The sequence below is a fragment of the Neobacillus thermocopriae genome (assembly GCF_010975035.1).
Classification (GTDB): Bacteria; Bacillota; Bacilli; order Bacillales; family Cytobacillaceae; genus Neobacillus; species Neobacillus thermocopriae.
On the sequence record NZ_JAAIUV010000007.1, the window covers coordinates 84,080 to 100,378 of the forward strand.

A 16,299-nucleotide genomic window follows, 5' to 3' on the forward strand; every position below is an offset into this window, starting at 1 on the left:
ACAAAATTTGTTCAAATGTAAAAAGGGCAATCGGATTTAGCAGCCGATTGCTCTCTAAATAAAAAGGAGGCGATAAAATGAGCCAAATAACAATTGGGAAAATTTTTGATTTAACAGTAAAAAAGTACCCAAACAAAGAGGCACTCTACGATGTTCGAAAAAATGTCCGCTATACGTACGCACAGTGGAGCGAGCGAGTAAACCGCCTAGCCAATGCTCTACTAAATGAAGGGATCAAAAAGGGAGACCGTGTTTCTACGTTCATGTTTAATACGGAAGAATTAGGTACAGCCTTTTTTGCTTGTGCAAAAATTGGCGCCATTTTTAACCCGATTAACTTCCGTCTCACTTCAGAAGAAGTAGCATACATTCTTTCAGATGCTGCCCCGAAAGTAGTAATTTTTGAAAAAGCTCTAGAATCTGTCATTACTTCTATCGCCAACCGATTTGAACAAACCTCTTTCTGGTTTATCGATGAAGAAAAACCACCTTATGCAGTAAGCTTCCATGAAAAACTTGCCTCAGCCCCAACAGAAGATGTCCACATTGAAGTAAACGAAAATGATGTTTATGCCTTTATCTATACGAGCGGAACGACTGGAAGACCAAAAGGTGTCATGCATATTCACCGCAGCATGGTCGACCAAAGCATTCTATGTATTGCCGCTCAAAAACTGGAAACAGAAGATGTTGGTTTAGTGACAGCGCCAATGTTCCATTGTGCTGAACTACATTGTGCGTTCCTTCCAAGAGTCCATGTCGGAGCAAAGAATGTTATTTTGCATCAGTTTAATCCGAAAGTGATCTTGTCATTAATTGAAAAAGAAAAAGTTACAAAATTCTTTGCCGCCCCGACGATGTGGAACATGCTTTTGCAGGAAGACTTTAGCCAATATAATACAAAAAGCCTAAAATTAGGCTTATATGGAGCGGCTCCAATGGCACCTTCTCTTGTGACCAAACTACATGATCAATTTGGTATACGATTAGTGCAGGCTTATGGAATGACAGAAATGGGGCCGGCTATTACGTTTTTGTCGGAGCATGATCAATTACGGAAAGCAGGTTCTGCGGGACAAGCTGCATTAAACCATGAAATCCGAGTCGTACGTACAAAAGAGGATGGGCCATCTGATCCTGATGATATTATGCCTATAGGTGAAACAGGAGAAATTATCGTAAAAGGTCCAAGTATGATGATTGGATACTACAACCGCGAAGAAGCAACGGAAAAAGCGATGTATAAAGGTTGGTACCATTCAGGCGATATTGGGTATATGGATGAAGAGGGGTATCTTTATGTTAATGACCGGGTTGACGATATGATTATCAGTGGAGGAGAAAATATTTATCCTCGTGAGGTGGAGGATGTTTTGCATGCCCATGAAGGAGTTCTCGATGTAGCTGTGGTCGGCCAGCCGGATGACCGTTGGGGGGAAACTGTAACGGCTTTTGTCGTGAAAAAAGATCCGAACCTCACTGAGCAACAGCTTGATGAGTATTGCAAGAATAGTAATAGCTTGGCGAATTATAAACGCCCACGCAAATACATTTTCTGTGAGGTATTGCCCCGAAATGCTAGCGGTAAAATTCAAAAATTTGTACTGCGTAAACAACTCCAAGAGTTATTGAAATAAAGGGGTAACCAATTTGCAAGAAAGGGTTCAAAAGAAATGTTAAAGGGAATTAGAGTGATAGATTTTACCAACTATTTGCCGGGCCCCTTTGCTACTCTTAGATTAGCCGAATTAGGTGCTGAAATCATTAAGATTGAACCCCCTGGTGGAGATCCGGCCCGTCATACAGGAATAACTAAAAATGGAAACGGTATCATTTTTCAAGCGAATAATCGCCAAAAAAAGAGCATGACTCTAAATTTGAAACACAATGAAGAAGTAGAAATTGCGCTGAAATTAATCTCCAGTGCAGATGTTGTCATTGAAAGTTTTCGACCGGGAGTAATGGAAAAGCTGGGGTTAGGTTATGAGGATGCTAAAAAAGTGAAACCCGATATCGTCTATTGTTCTATTACTGGATATGGGCAAGAGGGGCAATTAAGTACACTTGGTAATCATGACATCAATTATATGGCATTAAGCGGTATACTTTCACAGTTTAAAGATAAAACAGGAAGACCTGTTCACCCTTCTATCACATTGGCTGACTATCTGGGAGGATTTGCCGCAAATGAACGGATTCTTGCTGGGCTAGTTTCACGTTCTTTGACTGGTAATGGAAGCTATCATTCTATTTCTATAACCGATCAATTAGTCTCACTTCTTGGTAATCATGTAATGGTAGAAAAAGAACTAAATCAAGCTAGAGGTATTCCCATTCTTAATGGCAGTATCATTTCATATGCCCTTTATGAAACTAGCGATGGCCGCTATATGAGTTTGGGCGCACTGGAACCAAAGTTTTGGCAAAATTTTTGCCAGGCACATGGCCGAGAAGACTGGATCACGGAACATTTTTCTAAAACAGAAGACACCAATCCTGTGTTTCAAGAAGTTACAGCGCTTTTTAAAAGTAAGACCTTCTATGAATGGATAGAGTTTGCCCAAAAGGTGGATTGTTGCCTAGCACCTGTTCTGGAAATTGGAGAGCTTCAAGATAACCCTTATTTTAAAGAAAAGCAACTTATTTTTAAATCGCCATGGGGAGACTATCAAGTGAAAATGCATAGTGACTTGCCACAAAAAACTTTAACACCTCCTCCGAAAAAAGACGAACATAAAGAAGAAATATTGGAAAACATTCTTATATAAATAAAGGAGACTGTCGAGGTAAGGCGACAGTCTCTTCTATAGATATCACTTGTAAATGTACTGACTACGTTTCTGAAATATATAATGATGGAGGATTTGATTTTCTATTAAAATCTTCATTTCTTTATAATAATCTCTTCATTTAGAGTATTAAACCATGGTCCTCACTATTTAACTGTTCGGTATAAACGGTATAATAGGATAGTAAACTCAGTTTAAGGGAGGACCTGTATCTTGTTTGAAAAAGCACTACCCCTGCTAGAATCCTATTTCGGCTATCAATCTTTCCGCAAAGGTCAACAACAAGCGATCCAATCAGTTTTATCAGGAAAAAATACGATATGTGTGATGCCAACTGGCGGAGGTAAGTCCATCTGCTATCAAATACCCGCACTTATTTTTCCAGGGACTACAATCGTTATCTCTCCACTTATCTCGTTAATGAAAGACCAGGTAGACTCCCTTATTCAAATTGGAATCCCAGCAACATATATTAACAGTACGCTCAGTTATCAAGAAACAATGGAACGAATCCATGATGCAAAACAAGGAAGATACAAACTTTTGTACATAGCACCTGAGCGCTTGGAATCATATGAATTTATTGAAGACTTAAAATGGATGGACATCCCCCTGGTAGCAGTAGATGAAGCCCACTGTATATCCCAATGGGGACACGATTTCCGACCGAGCTATCGGCATATCCAGAAAATGATTCAAAGTCTTCCCCAAAACCCCATTGTAATGGCCTTGACAGCAACGGCTACACCAAATGTACGTGAAGATATTTGCAGCCTGCTAAATATTGACATGAGAAATTCAGTTATTACTGGATTTGAACGTGAAAATCTCTTTTTCTCTGTGATTAAAGGGCAGGATCGGTTTCGATATTTACTAGATTATGTAAAAAAGAATAATAAGGAATCAGGTATCATTTATGCAGCCACTCGAAAAAATGTTGATATCCTCTATGAACGACTTAAAAAGGAAAACATAAATGTCGCTCGTTACCATGCGGGAATGGGGGATGCCGAACGGGCACAGGAGCAAGAAAAATTTTTAAAAGATCAAGCATCGGTGATGGTTGCCACATCTGCCTTCGGAATGGGGATCGATAAATCCAATATCAGGTATTGTATCCACCTACAGCTTCCGAAAAATATGGAGAGCTATTATCAGGAAGCCGGACGTGCCGGTCGTGACGGGCTAAAAAGTGAGTGTATTGTTTTATATTCACCGCAAGATGTCCATATTCAACGCTTTTTAATTGAGCAATCTTGTGATATAAGTCGAGCTAATCAAGAACTAAAAAAGTTGCAAAGTATGGTTGACTATTGTCATACGGAATCCTGCCTTCATGAATTTATCTTGCACTATTTCGGGGAGACAGAAACGGAACCTTGCGGCAGATGTGGGAATTGTACGGACACTCGGACAAGCATCAATGTAACAAAAGAGGCCCAAATGGTTTTATCTTGCATCATTCGGATGGGGCAACGATATGGAAAAAGTTTTACGGCGCAAGTATTAACAGGATCTAAAAACAAAAAAGTGGTTGAACTGGGTTTTGATAAGTTATCGACCTACGGGATCATGCGGGATAAACGCGCCAAAGAGGTCAGTGATTTAATTGATTTTTTTATTTCGCAGGAACTAATTGCGGTTGAACATGGAACATTTCCTACCTTGTATGTTTCTCCAAAAGGTAAAGAAGTTTTGTTAGGGAATCAACAAGTGTTTCGCAAAGAAACGGCCCAGGTTAACCAAGTATCCATAAAAGATCCTTTGTTTGAAGAACTTAGAGTGGTCCGAAAGCGCATTGCTGATACAGAGAAAGTGCCACCTTTTGTGATTTTTTCTGATGCGTCACTTAAAGATATGTGTGTCAAACAGCCGAAAACACAAGAAGAGTTTTTAAATGTAAGTGGTGTCGGAGAACATAAGTTGCAAAAATATGGCTTAGAGTTTATCCAAGCCATTCGATCGTTTTTACAAGAAAATAAAGATTATGAAAGTGAGCAGGAACCTGTTCAGACTGAAGACAAGTCAGTGAAAAAATCCGAAAAAGATTCTTACATGGAATCTTATCATCTTTTTCAGGAGCACTTGACTATCGAAGAAATAGCAAAAAGACGCGATTTAGCTATTAGTACAATTGAAAACCATTTACTCCAATGTGCTGAACAAGGTTTGGATGTAGATTTTTTAAGACTGATTCCAAATGAATACATCCCCCTGCTTGAAAAAGCGGTTCAAGAGGCAGGCAGAGAACGATTAAAGGCTATTAAAGAGCTTCTTCCCGAGGAAATTAGTTATTTCATGATTAAGGCATACCTTCATTTATTAAATAAAAAATAGCGTTTTTTTATATGAGAAGGAAAATGCACTAACAAAACTTATGTGATACTTGTCGATTTTTCTCTACGCCTGTTAAATTTCCCGGGGAATTTGTCGATAAGTAATGGATATCTGAATGATAGTATAATGGTAATCAATCATTCATAAGCTTTTGTATAACAATAAACACAAAAAATAGGCTATAATAATTAAGTTTGTTAGTACCGATTTTAAAGGAGCAAGCTATGAAAACATTGAAGAAAATTACCCCTTCTTATGATCCGTGGGAAGCCTATCTGGATATCGAACAGTATGGTAAACCTCAATTGACAAATATTGAGTTTACCACAACTACCTTATGCAATATGCGTTGTGAACATTGCGCAGTAGGATATACACTGCAGACAAAAGATCCGGAGGCACTTCCGCTAAAACTGATCTTATCGAGATTGGAAGAAATTCCAACACTAAGAGCCTTGAGCATTACTGGCGGAGAGCCGATGTTATCCATGACATCTGTCAAGAACTATGTAGTTCCGATCTTGAAATATGCCCATGAACGCGGAGTACGGACTCAGATTAATTCAAATTTAACGCTCGACTTGTCCCGATATGAACTCATCATTCCATATTTAGATGTCTTACATATTTCGCATAACTGGGGAACGGTTGATGATTTCGTTGAGGGTGGTTTTGCTCGTATGGATAAAAAGCCAGATTACTCTCAGCGAGCAAAATATTTTGAAAGAATGATTGAAAATAGCCGAGAATTGGTGAAAGCAGGAGTCATGGTATCTGCCGAGACGATGTTAAATAAACGGACATTGCCTTATTTGGAAAAAATCCACCGGCAAATTGTCGATGAAATGCTTTGCCAGCGGCATGAGGTCCATCCGATGTATCCAAGCGATTTTGCTGGAAATCTTGAAGTTTTGTCACTGGATGAATTACGTTCAGCGATCCATCATTTGCTGGACATCCGAAATGAGAATGTATGGATGCTGTTTGGCACTCTGCCATTCTATGCTTGCAGCAGCAAACAGGAAGATTTAGACTTATTAAAGCGGCTTCATTCAAGCAAAAATGTGACGGTCCGAAATGACCCGGATGGGCGTTCTCGTCTTAATGTTAATATTTTTAATGGTGATATTATTGTGACCGATTTTGGAGACGCTCCTCCGCTTGGAAACATTCAAACAACTAGTCTTTTAGATGCTTATGAAACCTGGCAATCTTCAAAATTAGCGAAAGAATTAAGCTGTCATTGTCCGGCTGTTAAATGTCTAGGACCTAATATTCTAGTAAAAAACAGTTATTATCAAAATGTAGATTTCACAAAGCGGAAAGCGAATGTGGCATTCTAAGCAGGATTTTCCTATGGTTATATAACTAACTAAAGATGCTCAGAGCGTAAAAGCCCTGAGCATTTTTACTATTAAGCTGTATGTTTTGCCAGCTTTAAATGTTTATACATGGATATAAGTAAGATCACCCCGCTTATAAGAAGCAAGGCACTAGTGCTAATAAATACAGCCGAAAACCCTAGATAACCGGAAATAAAGCCGCCCATCATTGGACCAATGATATTTCCAAGAAACCTTAAACTATTGTTATAGCCAAGTACTTCTCCTTGCATAGCAATGGGAGCTTCTTGACGAATATAGGCAATACGGACAGGAATGATTCCTCCGATGGCTACTCCGAGGACAAAGCGGATTACTACTAATTGCCAATATTCTGTAACAGCTGCTCCTGGCAAATAAACAATTCCTGAAAAAAATAATAGAATCACGAGTACTTTAATATATCCGTGTTTATCCGCAATTTTTCCCCAGTTTCGAGACATTAAAAGATTCCCTAGACCTGCAGCGGAAAAGGCAATTCCCGAATAAAAGGCGATGTTCACTGGTCCATGTAGTTTAGCCACAAATAGGGATAGGATGGGTTGGATACTGAAGTGCGCGATCTGGACTAGAGTTGAGATGAGTAGGACAGTTAGCATGACAGGGTTTTTAATAATATGTAAAATGACTTCTTTGCTCGAGTAATGGGATTGCTCCCCTTGTTTCATGTCAATTCTGAACTCTTTTGTAGCCATTACAAGCAGGGCAGAGAAGAAAATGAAAAACGAAGTCCATTTAAAGGTGGCAGAGTAGCCAAATGCATCTGCTAGAACGCCGCCGACCATAGGTCCTAATAAAGTTCCTGTTATACTTCCTGTTTGTATCGTGCCAAGAACTCGGCCAGCAATTTCTTTCGGTGTTTGTGTTGATATAAACGCTTGCGACATAGGTATAAATCCAGAAAAGAAACCCATGAAAAAGCGAAACAGTAATAACTCCCAAACTGATTCAGCAAAACTGATAAACAATATAGATAATCCCATGCCAAGACCAGAGATAATTAAAATCTTTTTCCTTCCGTACCGATCACCAATTTTACCCCAAATCGGAGAAAACAAGAAGGCAGAGACAAAGGTAATTCCAAATGTAATGCCTGACCAATGCTGGACATAGGTTTCTGAAAAATTCCCCATCGATTCGATGTATAAAGAGATAAAAGGAAGCACCATCGTCATACTTCCAGCAACCAAGAAGTTAGCAAACCATAGAATCCACAAATTATAGTTTGTACGTTCTTGCTGAGTCACAGCTTTAACACTTCTTTCTGCATAAATATTTCGACTCTCTAAATATTATTATAATGAAATTTCTGAAAAAGTGAAATAGGAAGTATATCCTTTAGGAAGGAAATACCATAGAAATTTTATTATAAAATTCAAAATACTATTGACAACTTGCTAACAGGAGTATAAATTTAGTGTATTACTTTTAGTTGAAAAAATGAAATGGAATTCTCTTATCAAGAGTGGCTGAGGGACAGGCCCAATGATGCCCGGCAACCGTTCCAAACGGAATTGGTGCTAATTCCTGCAAAACAATTGTGTTTTGAGAGATAAGAGAGGAGTAGTCCAATTTGTTCGTGATGAAACCTCTCTTTTCTGGAGAGGTTTTTTATTTTAGATAAATACATACTTTTCCGATAGGAAAACAAATAAAAGAGTAATAGGGGGAGTTTCAAAATGAAAAGAAATTTTTTTAAAACAACGCTTGTTTCCGCATTAGCCGCATCATTTTTGTTAACAGGCTGTGCATCAGGAGGAGATTCGAAACAGGCAAGCGGGAATAAAAAGGTGTCTATTGAAGGAGTACCAGAACGTTTTGCCAAAGGAGATCCAGTAAAGATTAAGGTTGTTCGGAAAATTGGTGGAGATGATCATACTGCTCAATTTTTAGCCGGAGCAAAAGAAGAAGGAGAGGCTTTAGGTTTTCAGGTTGATGTGTTTACGGCAAATGGAGATACAGCTAAGTTTCATGATGCGATTAATCAGGCGTTAAATCAGAATTATGATGGTTTTATCATTTCCCATGGTGATGATGATGCGACAGTGAATGATGTAAAGAAAATCGTAGAAAAAGGGAAAAGTGTTGTAGCTTTTGACTCTAATCCAAAGATTGCCGAAGTAGAGGGGGTTACGTTAACTTCCCAAGATGATGAGGCATTAGCGACATTGGCACTTGAGCAGCTTGTTAAGGACACGAACGGAAAAGCCAATATCGCTTACCTATGGGTGGATGGATTCCCTCCAATGGTTCGAAGAAATAAGGTGTATCATGAAGTATTATCGAAAAATCCCGGCATAAAGGAAGTCGAACGCTTTGGTGTAGCATCTGCTGACACTAGTGTCCAAACACAAAATGCTGTTGCTGCCATGTTAAATAAATATCCAAAAGGAAAACTGGATGCAATTTTTGCTACATGGGATGCCTTTGCCATTGGAGCAGCTCGAGCACTGAAAGAAGCAGGACGTGAAGAGGTAAAAATATATGGAATTGACGTTTCTAATGCCGATTTGCAAGAAATTCAAAGAGATAAAAGTGCGTGGAAGTATACAGCAGCAGTTGACCCTAAATTAATCGGTGCTGTTGATATGAGATTACTGGCGAAAAAACTTGCAGGTGAAGAAACTCCACAAACGTATGATTTGGAAGCATCACTCATTTCGCAAGAGGAAGTTCAGAAATCGAAGGAACCAGTTAATATGGTGAATCTAGCCACCATTGTTCCTGGATGGGGAAAATCAGATGCATTTGAAGAAGAGTGGATGAAGAAGTTAAAGGAACATTATCAGAAATAATGGGAACAGGTACACTCTTTTCGAAAGGTGAAGAAAGTGTACTGATGAAGGAGGTGCCAACAGGATGCAAACAAAGTTAGAGATGAAAAACATCTCCATTGAATTTTCCGGTGTTAAGGCGTTAAACGGCGTTCATTTTTCGATGGAATCTGGAACCATTCATGCCCTAATTGGTGCAAATGGAGCGGGGAAATCTACTTTAATGAAAGTTCTCTCTGGCGCCTATAATCATTACTCAGGTGAAATTAGGCTTGGAGGACAGACTGTAATGATCCGCACACCTAAGCATGCGCAAGATGCTGGGATTCAAATGGTTTACCAGGAAGTCGATACGGCCTTAATTCCATACTTGACGGTGGCTGAGAATATTATGTTGCTTGATACCATACATAACATGGGGAAGAAGCAGTGGATAAAATGGGGAGAAATTCACAAGAGAGCAACAGAAATTCTCAAGAGCATGAATATCAACCTTTCCACTCGAAAATTGGTAAGTGAGTTGACGCTAGCTGAAAAACAGATGGTTTTGATTGCTCGTGCAATCTCAAATCAGTGTAAATTTCTCATTTTGGATGAGCCAACCGCACCATTAAGTCATATGGAGACGAAAGAACTTTTTCGAATTGTACGAGATTTAAAGGAAAAAGGAGTTGGGATCATTTTTATCTCTCACCGTCTTCCGGAAATCTTTGAAATATGCGAAGAAATAACGATTATGAGAAACGGAGAATTGGTTGTTAAAGAAAAAGTGCCTGACACCACACCAAATCAGGTAGTGGAACATATGCTTGGCCAAAAGCTTGAGGAGCAATTTCCAGCAAGGGAAACAGTAGTAGGAAATACCGTGCTCGAAGTAAAAGGTCTATCCGACTCTAATAAGTTAAAGGATTTACATATTTATGTTCGTGCCGGTGAGGTGGTTGGGATTGCTGGACTTGTCGGGGCTGGGAAAACAGAGCTTTGTAAAGCATTATTTGGTGTAGAAAAATGGTCTGCGGGGAAAGTACTACTGAAAGGGAATAAGATTAAAATCAAAAACCCTTTTGACGCTGTTAAGAAAGGAATTGCCTTAGTGCCGGAGGAGCGCCGGAAAGAGGGAATTCTAGTTAATGAATCCGTAGCAACTAATTTAACGACGGCTCATTTAAAGGAATTTACAAAAGGATTTAGTATTTTGGATCGTAGGAAAGAAAAAGCGGTGGCCAAGCAATGGATTCATTCCCTTGGAATCAAAACACCATCGGAGGAAACAAAGGTAGAAAACCTCTCTGGTGGAAATCAACAGAAGGTCGCGATTGGGAAATGGCTAGTCGCAGACGCTGATCTGTATATTTTTGATGAACCGACCAAAGGTGTCGATGTTGGGGCAAAAAGAGATATTTTTGAATTAATTGCTCAGCTTGTACGAAGTGGAAAGGCTGTCCTTTATGCTTCCTCCGAGCTTTCCGAAATAATGGGGATCACAGATAGAGTATATGTTTTATACGATGGAAAATCAGTAAAGGAACTAGAAACAAAAAATACGAATGAAGAAGAACTATTATATTATTCAACAGGGGGCAGGTAAAATGGAGGCTAATATTATCGTAAACAATCAGACCCCAAAGAAAAAAAGTGTGGAGCTGTTTCAATTTTTTTATAAATACGGAACGATGATAACGATTGGTGTACTAATTTTGATTTTTTCATTCGTTAATCCTTCTTTCATTCAAAGTGATAATGTTATTAATATTCTCCGTTCGATTTCGATTGTAACGATCATTGCCATTGGAATTACGATATCTTTGACGGTTGACGGTTTTGACCTGTCTGTCGGATCGGTCGCATCTCTGTCAAATGCGATTGTAATTTCAATGTTTGTTTGGTTTTCACAAAATACGTTTATAGCGATAATTTCTGCTATTACAGCTTCTCTATTGGTCGGCACCTTTAATTCGTTCATGATTGTTAAGCTTAGGATTCCCGATATGCTAATGACATTGGCGACGATGTTCATCATTCAAGGGATTGCACTAACTTATACAAAGGGTGCGACCGTATCACAAAATATGGTCATGCCGGATGGCACGATGGCAACAGGTATGATTAGTCCGCATTTTGCAAAAATCGGTGCGGTTCCGTGGATTATTATCATTATGGCTGCTGCCGTCCTCCTTGTGCATATCTTTTTGACCTATACGAAGCATGGACGTTATATGTATGTGATTGGCGGAAATAAAGAGGCTGCCCGATTGTCAGGGATCCCTGTAAACAAATATAAGGTGGTTGCTTACCTTTTATCAGCATTATTTGCCTCGATTGGTGGAATTGTCCTCGCATCAAGGGTGATGACAGCAGAAATTAATTCTGGAGCACCATACTTAATGGATGCAGTTGCTGCTGCATTTATTGGTTTATCTGTTCTTGGTGCCGGAAAACCAAATGCCTTCGGAACGTTTATTGGTGCAGTTTTAATTGGAATTCTGCAAAATGGGCTTGTTATGATGTCTGTGCCATATTACGCAATGGACATTGTGAAAGGATCCGTTTTAGCCTTTGCACTGGCGATTACGTACTACAAGCAGAAATAATTTTTTTACCTATTCACATTGTGGATAGGTATTTTTTTAGCAGCAATTTTTATACAGTGATTACAACTTATCCATTGAGTCGCTTCAGATAAAAAAATCAGCCTGTATGAGAGACAGGCTGATAGGGTTTTCTATTTTTATTAACAGCATCTCGATACTTTTCCACCCTTGGCATTGTACCTCGCGTCTTGAGCGTCGCAAAAAAATTCCTTCCGCGATTTGATTGGCTCACCTGGATGATGAGCCTTCATATGTGCCACATAAGTTTCGTAACATGGAACACCAACTAGCAAGCTGATAAACTGTTTTCTGTACAAATTAAATTTTTTAAATTGCTTAAGCATATTTCTTAAAATCCCCTTCATTACGTGGTACGTATGGTGTTTCATATAATGGTAGCTTTTTACCGGATAAAACCTGATACCAAATTCGAAGTGCGGAAAAGAGTACAACAACTACAACAAGCATGAAAATCGCACAAAGGGCGGCATCCACGTAATCATTAATAAGCACTTGTTTCATTTCAGCAGCTGTTTTGGCAGGAGCAAGAATCTTACCATTATCATAGGCTTCTTTAAAAATTTTCGCATGGGATAAAAACCCGATTTTTGGATCCTCATGGAATAGTTTTTGCCAGCCTGCAGACATCGTAACAATTAACAGCCATGTAGTCGGAACTAAGGTGACCCAAACATAAGCTTTTTTGCCCATTTTAAATAAAATGGTTGTTCCAAGAAGTAAGGCAAGTCCGGCTAACATTTGATTTGCAATGCCAAACAATGGCCACAACGTATTAATGCCGCCTAGCGGATCAATGACCCCTTGGTATAAGAAATAACCCCAGAAAGATACACATAAAGTTGTCGCAATGATATTAGGAAGCAACGCATCAGTTTTTGCAAATGGTTTATAAGCTGTTCCAATGATATCTTGAATCATAAAACGTCCCACACGAGTACCAGCATCAATGGTTGTTAAAATAAACAATGCTTCAAATAGAATGGCAAAATGATACCAGAAAGCCATTAAAGCTTTTCCACCAATCACTTTAGAGAATATCACTGCCATCCCTATAGCTAAAGTGGGCGCTCCTCCAGTTCTTGATAGAATAGTCGATTCACCCACATCTTTAGCAAGGGTTTCTAAGTCTTGTGGAGTGACGGTAAAGCCCCAGCTGGAAACCGCGTTTGCCGCAGAGGTAACATCGATGCCAATTAATGCAGCAGGACTGTTAATGGCAAAATAGACACCAGGTGTTAGTACACACGCAGCGATCATCGCCATAACAGCAACAAACGATTCCATTAACATTGCTCCGTATCCGATCGGACGTGCATGAGATTCTGTCTCAATCATTTTCGGTGTCGTACCGGATGATACTAGGGCATGGAATCCAGAAACCGCACCGCAGGCGATTGTAATAAATAAGAATGGGAAAAGGTTTCCGGCAAATACTGGGCCTGTTCCATCAATGAATTTTGTCATTGCCGGCATTTCAAGATGAGGTGCGACAATCACTATTCCAAGAGCAAGACCCACAATTGTTCCTATTTTTAAGAAAGTACTTAAATAATCACGTGGTGCTAAGAGTAGCCAAACTGGTAAAACAGAAGCAATAAAGCCATAAATGATCATCATTATAGCAATTGCCTCTCCACTGAAAGTAAACATTTTGGCTAATGCAGGTGTTTCGGCAACGGTTTGGCCAAATATGAGAGAAAGAACTAATAATACAATTCCGATTAAGGAAGCTTCACCAACACGTCCTGGGCGGATATATCGCATATAAACCCCCATTAAAATGGCAATCGGAATGGTTGCCGCGATGGTGAACATTCCCCACGGGCTCCCTACGAGGGCTTTGACTACTACAAGGGCAAGTACAGCTAATAAAATAATCATAATTCCTAAAATACCGATCATAGCAATTAGGCCAGTTACTTTGCCCATTTCGTCTTTAATCATTTCTCCTAGTGACTTTCCGTCGCGACGCATAGAACCGAAAAGGATGACAAAGTCTTGAACAGCACCAGCAAGAACAACCCCGACAACAATCCAAATGGTTCCTGGTAAATATCCCATTTGTGCAGCTAAGATAGGGCCAACTAAAGGACCGGCACCAGCAATGGCTGCAAAGTGATGTCCAAAGAGCACCCATTTGTTTGTTGGAACATAATCTTTTCCGTCGTTATGTATTTCTGCTGGAGTTTTACGTTGGTCATCCAACTGAAAAACTTTTTGTGCGATAAATTTGCTGTAGAAGCGATAGCTAATGGCATAGACAGAGACAGCTGCCGTTAAAAGCCAAATAGCATTAATGCTTTCACCTCGATTTAAAGCGATGATGGCAAAACCTACAGCACCAAGTGTGGCAATTCCTCCCCATATTAATATAGATTTTAGTGCTTTCAAAATATTTCTCCGCCTTTCTTTCAGTATTTAACAAAATTATATTTTATAATTCAGAAAATTCAAATGAATATATTTTCTTATTTTATAAAAATTCCTCCTATTTTAAAAAAACTTTTTAAAGTATTGCTCATTGCTTCAACTCTTTACTTTGTTTTAAACTAAGGAACAAATATGATCATTGTGGTGAGGATTGAGATGGGAAACCAGGTAGAACAAGCAAATGAAATTATCGATGTATGCTTGCTTGCGGGAAAAATCATGCTGCAAAGCGGTGGAGAAACGTATCGAGTGGAGGATACCATGATGCGGATGGCTGCCGCTTTTGGAATCAAACATTCCCACAGCTATGTAACTCCTACGGGAATAATATTTTCCTCAGAAGGGCCGGATCCGTCCATAACGAAGATCGTAAGGATTCTGGAGCGGACAACGGATTTAAAAAAGGTCGCACTCGTTAATAGTATTTCTCGAAAAATTTGCAGCGGGGATCTGACCTTGGTAGAAGCAAAGAAGGAGTTAATGGAAATTGACTCTAGGGATTTAAGTTTTCCATTTCCAATACAAGTAGTAGCAGCATCCTTAGCCAGTGGATGTTTTATGATTATGTTCAATGGAGTCTGGAATGATTTTATCCCTTCGATGATCACAGGCGGAGCGGGATATCTAGGCTTTGTTTATTTTCATCGTTTTGTTTCAATCAGATTTTTTTCGGAATTTCTTGCCTCTTTTATTATTGGATTACTGGCATTTATTTTTGTCAAATTAGGAATGGGCCAGCAATTAGATAAAATTATTATTGGGTCTGTTATGTCCTTGGTGCCAGGTTTATTAGTAACCAATGCGATTCGGGATTTAATGGCCGGTCACTTGGTATCCGGTTTATCCAAAGGAGCGGAAGCCTTTCTTACCGCTTTTGCCATTGGGGCAGGCATTGCCGTTATCCTAAGATTTTTCTGAGAGTAGGTTGATAAATGGATATTTTAGGACAGTTAATTACCAGTTTTATTGCGACAGGTGCCTTTGGCATTCTTTTTAATGTACCGAAAGAATCTTTAGTAAAGTGTGGCTTAATTGGAATGGGAGGCTGGCTGATTTATTACTTGCTTGAGGGATATACAAATGATGCAGTTTTGGGAACGTTGGCAGCTACTATTTTTGTAGCGATCCTTAGTCAAGAGTTGGCGAAATTTTACAAAACACCTGTTATCATTTTTGTTGTGGCTGGGATTATTCCATTAGTGCCAGGGGGCTTAGCATATGATGCGATGCGACATTTTGTTGAGAATGATTATAATACAGCTCTAGGTTCGGCTGCGAAGGTGCTGATGCTCGCTGGTTCTATCGCATTTGGACTTGTTTTTTCGGAAGTGGTTAACCAAATATTACGAAAAATGAGCGAGCGTAGATCAAAAGTATAAAAATTTGACGAAGGCAGAGGATAATGTTCCTCTGCCTTCTATTTTTTAAATCAAACAAAAAACCTTTGGTTGATTGACCATTGTAAAATAGTCAAAGAGGTTTATTGCCTGTATTTAAAGATAAGAAAATTTGATTAATCTATATAGATGATTTTGGGCAGTATTGAAATCTTAAAAAACAGCGAAAGCCCTAACCTCTCTTTCGCCCTTGCAGCTCCGATGACTGCGCCAGTGTGAATTTTAGATATTAATAAAATGTGAGATGTTTTATTATCAACTACCTGTGATACCTAAATAGAACTGCCTCTCTTAAATCATTGAGGCCTATGCCGCTCCAGTATGAATAAGAGGGTATAAAGGGAAAATTACCATATTAATGGAGCTAATAAGTTACCACAATGGAAGGCGCAATAAATAATTTTACTCTTTCTAATTTGTTTTGTCAATGTTTTGTGAGTGGAACAATTAGGGCATAGGGGTAATTTTTGGATTGATAACTCCATATTAAGGTGTGGGAGACAAGGAAAATAAAAGCTCATGAACTAGAATAATGGCGCAGGTGTGGCAACTTCCAATGTGTTGCAAGGGAAAGGAAA

At 39.2% G+C, this 16,299-nt stretch carries 12 protein-coding genes and 1 riboswitch; of the genes, 9 read left to right on the forward strand and 3 right to left on the reverse strand.

Features of this window, described 5'->3' with window-relative positions:
* Positions 1 to 77: 77 nt before the first annotated feature.
* From G4Z05_RS06530 to yfkAB, 4 genes are all read left to right on the forward strand, one after another.
* The gene (locus G4Z05_RS06530) at positions 78 to 1,637 is read left to right on the forward strand and encodes a fatty acid--CoA ligase (protein WP_163251069.1); all 1,560 of its coding nucleotides are present in this window, start codon (positions 78 to 80) and stop codon (positions 1,635 to 1,637) included.
* 36 nt (positions 1,638 to 1,673) lie between these two features.
* Positions 1,674 to 2,768 (forward strand): CaiB/BaiF CoA transferase family protein, encoded by a 1,095-nt coding sequence (locus G4Z05_RS06535; protein ID WP_163251070.1) that lies wholly within the window; start codon positions 1,674 to 1,676, stop codon positions 2,766 to 2,768.
* A 234-nt stretch (positions 2,769 to 3,002) separates the two neighbouring features.
* Complete coding sequence (gene recQ, locus G4Z05_RS06540) at positions 3,003 to 5,126, forward strand: DNA helicase RecQ (protein ID WP_163251071.1); 2,124 nt, start codon at positions 3,003 to 3,005, stop codon at positions 5,124 to 5,126.
* Positions 5,127 to 5,350: 224 nt separating this feature from the next.
* The gene (yfkAB, locus tag G4Z05_RS06545; RefSeq protein WP_163251072.1) at positions 5,351 to 6,469 is read left to right on the forward strand and encodes a radical SAM/CxCxxxxC motif protein YfkAB; all 1,119 of its coding nucleotides are present in this window, start codon (positions 5,351 to 5,353) and stop codon (positions 6,467 to 6,469) included.
* A 71-nt stretch (positions 6,470 to 6,540) separates the two neighbouring features.
* Here yfkAB and G4Z05_RS06550 read toward each other — a convergent pair whose 3' ends face one another.
* Positions 6,541 to 7,755: an MFS transporter gene (locus tag G4Z05_RS06550; RefSeq protein WP_163251073.1), complete on the reverse strand. Its 1,215-nt coding sequence runs from the start codon at positions 7,753 to 7,755 to the stop codon at positions 6,541 to 6,543.
* A 206-nt stretch (positions 7,756 to 7,961) separates the two neighbouring features.
* A riboswitch (SAM riboswitch) is annotated at positions 7,962 to 8,067 on the forward strand.
* A 120-nt stretch (positions 8,068 to 8,187) separates the two neighbouring features.
* Here G4Z05_RS06550 and G4Z05_RS06555 point away from each other — a divergent pair.
* From G4Z05_RS06555 to G4Z05_RS06565, 3 genes are all read left to right on the forward strand, one after another.
* A complete protein-coding gene (locus G4Z05_RS06555; protein WP_163251074.1) occupies positions 8,188 to 9,303 on the forward strand; it encodes a sugar ABC transporter substrate-binding protein in 1,116 nt (371 codons plus the stop codon).
* A 64-nt stretch (positions 9,304 to 9,367) separates the two neighbouring features.
* Positions 9,368 to 10,870 (forward strand): sugar ABC transporter ATP-binding protein, encoded by a 1,503-nt coding sequence (locus G4Z05_RS06560; RefSeq protein ID WP_163251075.1) that lies wholly within the window; start codon positions 9,368 to 9,370, stop codon positions 10,868 to 10,870.
* Position 10,871: 1 nt separating this feature from the next.
* Positions 10,872 to 11,873, forward strand: coding sequence for an ABC transporter permease (locus G4Z05_RS06565; protein WP_163251076.1), 1,002 nt, complete (start codon positions 10,872 to 10,874; stop codon positions 11,871 to 11,873).
* Positions 11,874 to 12,013: 140 nt separating this feature from the next.
* Here G4Z05_RS06565 and G4Z05_RS06570 read toward each other — a convergent pair whose 3' ends face one another.
* Both G4Z05_RS06570 and G4Z05_RS06575 read right to left on the reverse strand, forming a co-directional pair.
* Positions 12,014 to 12,217: a YbdD/YjiX family protein gene (locus G4Z05_RS06570; protein ID WP_163251077.1), complete on the reverse strand. Its 204-nt coding sequence runs from the start codon at positions 12,215 to 12,217 to the stop codon at positions 12,014 to 12,016.
* Positions 12,210 to 14,285 carry a carbon starvation CstA family protein gene (locus G4Z05_RS06575; protein ID WP_163251078.1) on the reverse strand — a complete coding sequence of 692 codons (2,076 nt, stop codon included), beginning with the start codon at positions 14,283 to 14,285 and terminating at the stop codon, positions 12,210 to 12,212. The genes G4Z05_RS06570 and G4Z05_RS06575 overlap by 8 nt, the downstream gene beginning before the upstream one ends.
* A gap of 195 nt (positions 14,286 to 14,480) precedes the next feature.
* Between G4Z05_RS06575 and G4Z05_RS06580 the strand changes: the two genes are divergently transcribed.
* Positions 14,481 to 15,242 carry a threonine/serine exporter family protein gene (locus G4Z05_RS06580; RefSeq protein WP_163251079.1) on the forward strand — a complete coding sequence of 254 codons (762 nt, stop codon included), beginning with the start codon at positions 14,481 to 14,483 and terminating at the stop codon, positions 15,240 to 15,242.
* Between the two features lie 14 nt (positions 15,243 to 15,256).
* Complete coding sequence (locus G4Z05_RS06585; RefSeq protein WP_163251080.1) at positions 15,257 to 15,703, forward strand: threonine/serine exporter family protein; 447 nt, start codon at positions 15,257 to 15,259, stop codon at positions 15,701 to 15,703.
* The last annotated feature ends 596 nt before the right edge of the window (positions 15,704 to 16,299 follow it).

Coding starts and splice junctions, on each gene's coding strand:
- G4Z05_RS06585 (WP_163251080.1), top strand. CDS start 15,257: ATGGATATTTTAGGACAGTTAATTACCAGTTTTATTGCGACAGGTGCC.
- G4Z05_RS06555 (WP_163251074.1), top strand. CDS start 8,188: ATGAAAAGAAATTTTTTTAAAACAACGCTTGTTTCCGCATTAGCCGCA.
- G4Z05_RS06530 (WP_163251069.1), top strand. CDS start 78: ATGAGCCAAATAACAATTGGGAAAATTTTTGATTTAACAGTAAAAAAG.
- G4Z05_RS06560 (WP_163251075.1), top strand. CDS start 9,368: ATGCAAACAAAGTTAGAGATGAAAAACATCTCCATTGAATTTTCCGGT.
- G4Z05_RS06535 (WP_163251070.1), top strand. CDS start 1,674: ATGTTAAAGGGAATTAGAGTGATAGATTTTACCAACTATTTGCCGGGC.
- G4Z05_RS06580 (WP_163251079.1), top strand. CDS start 14,481: ATGGGAAACCAGGTAGAACAAGCAAATGAAATTATCGATGTATGCTTG.
- G4Z05_RS06565 (WP_163251076.1), top strand. CDS start 10,872: ATGGAGGCTAATATTATCGTAAACAATCAGACCCCAAAGAAAAAAAGT.
- G4Z05_RS06570 (WP_163251077.1), bottom strand. CDS start 12,217: ATGCTTAAGCAATTTAAAAAATTTAATTTGTACAGAAAACAGTTTATC.
- yfkAB (WP_163251072.1), top strand. CDS start 5,351: ATGAAAACATTGAAGAAAATTACCCCTTCTTATGATCCGTGGGAAGCC.